Origin of the sequence: Streptomyces sp. GbtcB7, assembly GCF_019091445.1 — a bacterium.
GTDB lineage: Bacteria > Actinomycetota > Actinomycetes > Streptomycetales > Streptomycetaceae > Streptomyces > Streptomyces mirabilis.
In genome coordinates, this window is the sequence record NZ_JAGXJM010000096.1 from 1 (window position 1) to 7,302 (window position 7,302).

General features: G+C 68.0%; 6 protein-coding genes and 2 pseudogenes. 3 read left to right on the forward strand and 5 right to left on the reverse strand.

Annotation, left to right across the window (positions count from 1 at the left end; translation table 11 throughout):
• Nucleotides 1-162: 162 nt before the first annotated feature.
• Both KVT44_RS55050 and KVT44_RS55055 read right to left on the reverse strand, forming a co-directional pair.
• The gene (locus KVT44_RS55050) at nucleotides 163-582 is read right to left on the reverse strand and encodes a hypothetical protein (RefSeq protein ID WP_217576726.1); all 420 of its coding nucleotides are present in this window, start codon (nucleotides 580-582) and stop codon (nucleotides 163-165) included.
• Nucleotides 583-685: 103 nt separating this feature from the next.
• Nucleotides 686-872 (reverse strand): annotated as a pseudogene (locus KVT44_RS55055) (hypothetical protein); the annotation flags it as partial.
• Between the two features lie 797 nt (nucleotides 873-1,669).
• Here KVT44_RS55055 and KVT44_RS55060 point away from each other — a divergent pair.
• Nucleotides 1,670-3,175, forward strand: a complete 1,506-nt coding sequence (locus KVT44_RS55060; protein ID WP_217576734.1) for a GMC family oxidoreductase — start codon at nucleotides 1,670-1,672, stop codon at nucleotides 3,173-3,175.
• A 458-nt stretch (nucleotides 3,176-3,633) separates the two neighbouring features.
• Here the strand turns inward: KVT44_RS55060 and KVT44_RS55065 are convergent, their stop codons facing one another.
• Nucleotides 3,634-4,668: a helix-turn-helix domain-containing protein gene (locus KVT44_RS55065; RefSeq protein ID WP_254651215.1), complete on the reverse strand. Its 1,035-nt coding sequence runs from the start codon at nucleotides 4,666-4,668 to the stop codon at nucleotides 3,634-3,636.
• 281 nt (nucleotides 4,669-4,949) lie between these two features.
• On the opposite strand from KVT44_RS55065, the gene KVT44_RS55070 reads away from it, so the two are divergent.
• Complete coding sequence (locus KVT44_RS55070) at nucleotides 4,950-5,441, forward strand: transposase family protein (RefSeq protein WP_217576728.1); 492 nt, start codon at nucleotides 4,950-4,952, stop codon at nucleotides 5,439-5,441.
• Between the two features lie 246 nt (nucleotides 5,442-5,687).
• Nucleotides 5,688-6,335: a hypothetical protein gene (locus KVT44_RS55075; protein ID WP_217576730.1), complete on the forward strand. Its 648-nt coding sequence runs from the start codon at nucleotides 5,688-5,690 to the stop codon at nucleotides 6,333-6,335.
• On the opposite strand, the gene KVT44_RS55080 is transcribed toward KVT44_RS55075, so the two are convergent.
• Both KVT44_RS55080 and KVT44_RS55085 read right to left on the reverse strand, forming a co-directional pair.
• Nucleotides 6,336-6,944, reverse strand: a complete 609-nt coding sequence (locus KVT44_RS55080) for a hypothetical protein (protein WP_217576732.1) — start codon at nucleotides 6,942-6,944, stop codon at nucleotides 6,336-6,338. It lies immediately after the preceding gene.
• 129 nt (nucleotides 6,945-7,073) lie between these two features.
• Nucleotides 7,074-7,302 (reverse strand): annotated as a pseudogene (locus KVT44_RS55085) (hypothetical protein); the annotation flags it as partial.

Here is a 7,302-nt window from a genome sequence, read left to right on the forward strand (position 1 = left end):
CGCCCAGTTGACCGCGATTGTGCCGCACCGGTCAGGACCGCATGAGGGGGGTGCGCGTGACGACGACGGGTGGGTGGAGAATCTCAGCGAGCAGGTCTGTCCCACCCCCAGCAAGGGGCGGGGATTTTCAAGGTTCTGTCCGCACTTCCGTGAAGCCGGTGGTTAGGAGCTCGGCGGAGTAGGCCAACGTCGGCCGTCGGGTGCCCGGGCGGGGCGGCCGGCGAGGACATAGTCGCGGTATTCGTCACCTGCCATGGACTGGTTCACCCAGCGTTCGTGTACAGCTCCAGTTCGGTCTGCGGCAGCATCCAGTGCGGCTGCTGGGTCGCTCGTGGTTGCGACCAGGAGGCCGAAGTCCTCTTCATCTGTGTCGAACAGCGCAGGCAGCGAATCCAAGTCGTAGGTCTGGGGTTCGGTATCGAGAACGGCGTGGAGGTAGATCTCGTAGTTGCCCTCGGCAGGCCGTACCTCGACGTAGGAGACACCAAGGCGGTCGGGGGTTCCAGACGGCCCGAGGAACTGCTCGATGGGACATCCCCGCTTGAGGGCACCGAGAAGGAATGGCTCTGCCAGGTATCGCACGCCGCAACACTACGGCGTGATGAGAATGCGGGTCCGTAGGAGGTTTTCACGCCGGTGGCCGCCGGGTTGAATCGGCCCAGGCTCCGGTTGGCGTGGCGGCAAGGCCGAAGGTCCGGTTCCGGGACAGCGGCGAGGAGCAGGTGGCGATGACGTTCTTGATCGCCTCGCCGAGCTCGCAGCCCGCCACGTCTGTGCCTGTGTAGGGGCGGAAGTACGGGGTGTGGCACGGTTTCTTGCAGCGCGGCGGCCGCCGTCTCGTCAGGGCAGGCGACCACTGACGTGGCGGGCTGCCCTATCCGCCACCCGAAGGCCTCCTCAGCGTCACGGCCAAGGCCTCGCGCGTCGCCCACCGGGGCAGGACCAGCTCGGCCTCCCGCGCCGCCTGGTCGTCACCGAGCTCCCGGCGCAACTCCGCTTCATGGGGCTGCCACAGCCGGTAGAAGCGCCTTCACATCGCCGGTTCGTCCGGCCGCTCATCGATGTACTCCACCGTGAGCCCGGCCGCGCGCGCTCCAACGTTGCCTTATGGCACTCAGGTTCCGAACGGACGTCGCGGTGGTTCAAGTGCGAGCTGTGTCGGTTTTCCTAAGCTTCGACGGCAGAGGGAACACCCGGGCTGTTCCTGGACGGGTACACACCAACGACGAGAAACTCGTGAACCAAGAGAATTCCGGCCGCGTGGCCGTCATCGCAGGTACCGGCGCCGACATGGACAGCCCCAACGGGGTGGTCGGCAGTGTGCGGATCGGGTGTGCCCAGGCCCGCCGGATCAAGGTGATCGTTTGCCACCGGGTCACCTCGGTGTCCGTCAGCACCAGCAACGCCCACACCAGCAGGGGCGCGTGGCGGGCCTCCATCCGGACAGCCGTGCTCCACTGGAGCCCGCTCGCTGCTGATCAGCCGGTTCCACGCCTTCTGCGCACCGAGCCCGGACGCGGCTGGGCGACCCATAGGGCTGACGCGAAGACAACCGTCCTCACTTTTAGACCCCTTTAGTACATAAGCATAATCAGCTCCTTGATCGTCGAGGAGCTGATTTTCTGAAATCCGGTGGTCGGACAAGGCTGCCGTGGAAAGCGGAGACATGATGGGCAAGAGTCCTTATGACTATGTCGTGGTGGGAGCGGGGACAGCGGGATGCGTGATTGCCTCCCGGCTTTCGGAACGCCCCGGCGTGCGGGTGTTGCTGCTGGAGGCCGGAGCCCGGGACGCAACCGAGACGATGGCATCTCCTTGGGGCTTCCTGGGGTTCGACCCGTCATCCCTCTGGCTGGGCGCCTCGACCGTGCAGGCCGGTACAGGCAGGGCCGCTGACGTGCTGCGCGGCAAGGCGCTCGGCGGATCGTCGAGCATCAACGGCCTCTACCACCTGCGGGGGCACCGCTCCGGTTACGACGAATGGCCCGGCCTCGGTGCTCCGGGCTGGGGTTTCGACGATCTGCTGCCCTATTTCCGCCGCAGCGAGAGCACTCGCAGCCGTGATGCCTCCGTGCGGGGCACGGACGGGCCGGTCGTGGTCGCCCCGGTCCCGGAACCCCATCCCCTGGCCACGGCGGGCGTCGACGCCGCGGTGGAGGCTGGGTTCGCATGCGCCGATGACATCGGCAGCGGGCTGGAGACCGGGTTCGGGTGGAGTGACATGAATCTGCCCGGCGGCGCCCGCCAGAGCGCGGCCGACGCCTACATCCGTCCGTTCCTCGACCGGCCGAACCTGGACGTCGTCACGGACGCGACCGTGCAGCGGCTGCGCACCACCGCGGGCCGCTGCACCGGCGTCGAGTACACCATCGGTGGGGAGCACCTGTCCGTCGATGGCGCCGAGGTGGTACTGACCGCGGGAGCCATCGGTTCCGCACACCTCCTGATGCTGTCAGGGATCGGCCCGGCACAACACCTTGAGGAACACGGTATCGACGTCGTCACCGACCTGCCGGGAGTGGGCTCCCATCTGCAGGACCATCCGATGGCGGGCGTGGTGTACGAGGCCGTCCAGCCCGTACCGTTCGTTCCTGCCAACCCGCCGGCCGAAATGATGGGCCTGCTGTACAGCGACCCCGCCGTGGCCCGGCCGGACCTTCAGGTCTACGTCGTCGCCGCACCGCTCCCGTCGGCATGGGGCCAGCCGCCGGCCAACGGCTACTCCATTGCTTTCTCCGCGATGGCTCCGCACAGCAGCGGCACCGTGCGCCTGGCGGATGCCAATCCAGGCAGCGCTCCCGTCGTCGACCCCGGCTACCTGAGCGACGACCGTGATCTGGAGGTCATGCGCAAGGGCCTGGCCCTGGCACGCCGCATCGGGGAGGCCGACGCGTTCGCCGACTGGCGCAAGCAGGAAGCGGTGCCGGGCTCCGGTACGAGCGGCGAATCCGTGGACGAGTTCATCCGCAAGGCCACCGGCCCCTACTTCCACTTCACCGGCACCTGCCGCATGGGAACCGACGCCGATGCCGTCGTCGATCCTGCGAACCTTCGCGTGCACGGAATAGCCGGACTGCGGGTCGCCGATGCCTCGGTGATGCCGTCCATCCCCTCGGCCAACACCAACGCGACCGTCTACGCCATCGCCGAACGGGCCGCCGAACTGATCGACTGAGCCTTCTTCAGCGCCCACGGCGCTTCCACAACGCGCTCATCCCCGACGCCTGGACCGCCGGCAGCTGGTCGGAGTCTTCAACCAGTTGCCGGCATCCTGCTTGCCGAACTCAAGGCGGCCGGCAAGCTCGACGGGTCCAGGGCCGGTGTGGACGGCTGCCACATACACGCGAAAGAGGGGGAGCTGACGCCGGTCCGTCGTCGGTCGGCCAGCGGAAGGCGGGCAGCAAACACCACCATTGGTGAGCCACGGGGCGGTGGATCACCTCTCAGTCGCCGGGAACCGCCGAGTTCCTAAAGATCGAGGGCCCCGCGGGCACCGCCGGCGAGGTCACCCAGATCCGCGCCCTCATCGACAACATCCCGCCGCGGTCACATGCCCAGGCCGCCCACAGTGCCGTCCTGCCTTGCTTGGGACACGAGTTGGCGGCATCCGCTGAACTGCGGTCGTACCTTTGGTCACGCGCTTTCGGCCGGTCCGTGGCCCGGCGGGTGCCTGTTCGGCGAGAGCGAGGCTGCTCCGGTCGAGCGGGCGTACTCGGTGGGAGTCTGACCGTAGTGCTTCTTGAAGGTCCGGGTGAAGTGGCTGCTGTCCGCGAACTGCCAGTGTGCGGCGAGTTCCGAGATACTCAGGCGACCTGACGGCGCGGTGAGGGCGAGCCGGGCCTCTTGCAGTCGCCGGTGGCGGATGTAGGTGGCCACCTGTTCTCCCACCGCGGCGAATGCCCGGTGCAGCGTACGGACGGAGACGTTGAGTTCACGCGCAAGCATCGCAGGAGAAAGTTCGGGATCAGCGAGCCGGCGGTCCGCGAGGTCCTTGGCTGCCTGGGTGAGCGCGGGAGCCAGCCGGGGTTCTACGTCGTCGAACCGGCCCTTCGCCACCGCCTTGGCCAGCTCTATCAGGGCGCCGTGGGCGGCTTCCACACCGGCTGGGCCGAGGTCGGCCACAGTTGTGTGGATCATGTTCGTGAGGGCCGTCAGCAGGCGTATCTCGGCCGAGTCCGCCGGCCCGGTGATGACCCGGTTCCCGAGCAGGGGTTTGAGCTCGCCGGGGGGCAGGACTAAGAACTTCGCCGTGAGGTGCGCCGTCGTCTCGAAGGCCGTCAGGCGCCCGACGTGCCGGACGAGGAACTGCCCGGCCGATACGGTCTGGTCGCCGTAACCGGGCGGGCCGCCCAGAGTCCATGCGCCGCGCTGCACTACGTACATGGCCACCAGATCCTGATCGCCGCCCGGGGCGTCCGCGGTCCGGGTTGCCGACGCGGCGTGAAGATCGGCGATCGCCGCGCCGTGCACCTTGGCCACGTTGCCCTTGACCCGGAAGTCACCGATCGTGTCCGGGCTGAAGGCCGGCAGTTGGAAGACATCGTCGCCGATCTGCGTCTCCCACCCGCGCCGGAAGGCGTCGAGTCCCCGCGGTGCGGCGTCCGGGGCGGTCGAGTCCACTGCGAGCACCCCGCGCGCGCCGTCGACCTCCGCTCCAGTACTGTGCATGACTCTCTGATCCCCTCACCGTCATTGCTTCAACGCCATCCTGTGGTGCTCGTGTTCCGCAGGACGTCGCCATGGCTCATGTGGGCACTGTGTCAATCTTCCTACAAACGGCCCGCATGGCAGCGGTCGAGGGGCAGAGCTGATGCGTTCTGATTCGGCGAGATGAGCTGATCGCCTGCGTACGCACCGCCGTGGTCGGTTCGCCCAGTTCGGCAACGAGAGACGCGACCTCTGATGATCAAGCTTCTCGAAGCCTGATCACGAACAGGGGTCGCGTTCGCGTGCCATCCTCCCCAATCGGTGTCCTGCAACGCCACTGCGCGGACACCGATTCCACCTGCCCGGAACCGTCACGGCTCACCTGCCTGGCGGACGTGTTGGGCCGGATATCCGATCCCCGCCGGGTCCGGGGCCGCCGCTACCGCCTGGGCTCCCTGCTCGCGCTGTGCATGGTCGCCTTCCTCGGTGGAGCCACGTCCCTGGCGGCCATCGCCCGCTTCGCCGCCGATACCGACTCCGACCTGCGCGAACAACTCGGACTGACCTCCAGCACGCCGAACGCCTCCACGCTGGGACGACTTCTGGCCCGCTTGGACGGCGACGCCCTGTACGACGCCGTGGCGCCTGGCCCGCCCGGTACGCCGCCGACCCGGTCGACGAACCCGGTGACACCCTGGTCGGTCTGGCCGTCGACGGCCAGACCGTGCGAGGATCCCGCACCGACGGCGCAGCCGTCCACCTGCTCGCCGCCGCACACGCCTGCCAGACCGTGATCGCCCAGCGCCAGATCGGCGCGAACGCGGGGGACTCACGGTCCAACGCCGACATCAACACCATCGGGAGACCGGCAACTGCCCGCCGGTCCAGCATCAGTGAGCCGCGCCGCCCCAGGGCACGTCCAGGACCTGTCCGGCCGATCGCGCACACACGCGGGGTGTGGCACGCACAGCTGCGACTTGTCGTCGGCCACCCGCCTGGACGCGGCGGGACTGTCACACCCCCCTGCCATGCTGTGAGCCATGACAGCAGCCAAGAATTCGCCCGCTTCCGCCACCCCAGCGGCCACCATGGACGCCCTGTTATGGCGGTGGGTGGATCACGTCAATCGGAACGGTGAGAAGGGAATGATGCGGCCGGGATGGTTCGCGTGCGTCAGAGAGTTGGAACTGGCGGAGGAGGTCACCTGGTACGGGATGGCGACCGCCGGTCGATGGGTTCACGGCGGCCTGCTCTCCGGCCCCAGCAAGGCTCCGGTGTACGCGGGCTTCTACTGGTCTCAGGTGGGCGACGAACCGGCGGTGGCCCGGGTCAGCATGGTCGTCCTGCCGCTGGCGGATCCCGCCCGGATCGTCGCGGCCGACTGGAACGACGGGTACGGCGGCCACGAACCGTCGGCGCTGGACGGATACGCCGTCCTGTGCGGCAATCCGTTCGATCCGCTGCACGTCGGCAGCCGCGATGCCGAGGCCGATCTCCGCGAGGCCAAGCGGATCATCGCGGCCGGCGACGGCCAGGGCCGCCGGGTCAACTACGCCGAGATCGTCACCGATCCGGATCGCGGTGGCAACGCCCTGTTCTTCCCGGTCAATGAGGAGGAACGAGACGGCTACGAGGCACTGGAGGGGGACGGAACGGTCGTCTGCCTCGCCAACGACTTCGCCTACTAGCTAGTTGGTGTGCGGACCACTCGGGTCGGGCAGCGGACGTTCGACCTGGCGGGTAACTAGGTGCTTGACTGCATCGATGACCGCGCGTGCGTCGAGCCGGCCGAGGAAGTCGAGGTCCGCGAGGGGGCCGCCGCCCTGAACTGTCAGCGCTCCTGATTCGCTGACGTGGATGTGTCCGCTGACTGTGTCGCCCGAGAAGCCAGGGAGGCGGACGGCGAAGGTGGCGTCGGTCAGGTGTGCAGGCGGTGTCCCGTAGGTCTCATCGTGCTCGCACGAGCGGTCGCACTCGGCGTCTTCGTCATCCTTGGCGCGGTCGGTCAGCTGGCTGCGGGTACGGCGCGCTGCGTGTGCCGCGGCGACGGCGTACGACTCCACGGTGCTCAGCGCCTCTTCGACGAGCTCTGGGCGGTCTTCACCTGCGCCCGTCTTGCCGAGCCACCACACGGCCCTGATCAGATTCTTCAATGCGGGCAGGGTGGGGTGGTTCTTCTCGGCCTCCGCGAAGCCGCGACAAGGCAGCGCCGCGTCCTCGAGCGCAGCAAGATGCAGGTATGTGTCGTCGGTCCACCAGTCAGGGCGAATCGCTTCAGCAGGATCGATGGCGCTCACAGGGCTTGTCCAGGTGAGTCGGGTATCTCTGCACCAGCAATGCCGTGAGCCGGTCTCGGGCATGTGCTGCATCCGGGCGTTTCGGCGGCGGCCTGGGACCACCCCCACCAGGGGCTAACCGGACAGGGGTCAGGCTGACTCCTCACCTTGATTTTCGACGCGGGTGACCTGATCGGGGCCGGGATGATCGACGCCGGGCACCATGGGGTTCTCGTAGTCGAATTCCACCTTGCCGAAGGAGTCGCTGGTGAGGGGCGGGGGGTCGTTGTCGGCGATGATCGGGTGGAGGCGTTCGCCGTACGCGTCAGCCAGCGTCCTGAAGCGGCTGTAGATATCGGCCGCGCGTTGCCGGTCGGAG

What these genes read in the sequence shown, in the direction of transcription:
- KVT44_RS55065 (WP_254651215.1), bottom strand. Translation starts at nt 4,668, where the DNA reads ATGCACAGTACTGGAGCGGAGGTCGACGGCGCGCGCGGGGTGCTCGCA.
- KVT44_RS55075 (WP_217576730.1), top strand. Translation starts at nt 5,688, where the DNA reads ATGACAGCAGCCAAGAATTCGCCCGCTTCCGCCACCCCAGCGGCCACC.
- KVT44_RS55060 (WP_217576734.1), top strand. Translation starts at nt 1,670, where the DNA reads ATGGGCAAGAGTCCTTATGACTATGTCGTGGTGGGAGCGGGGACAGCG.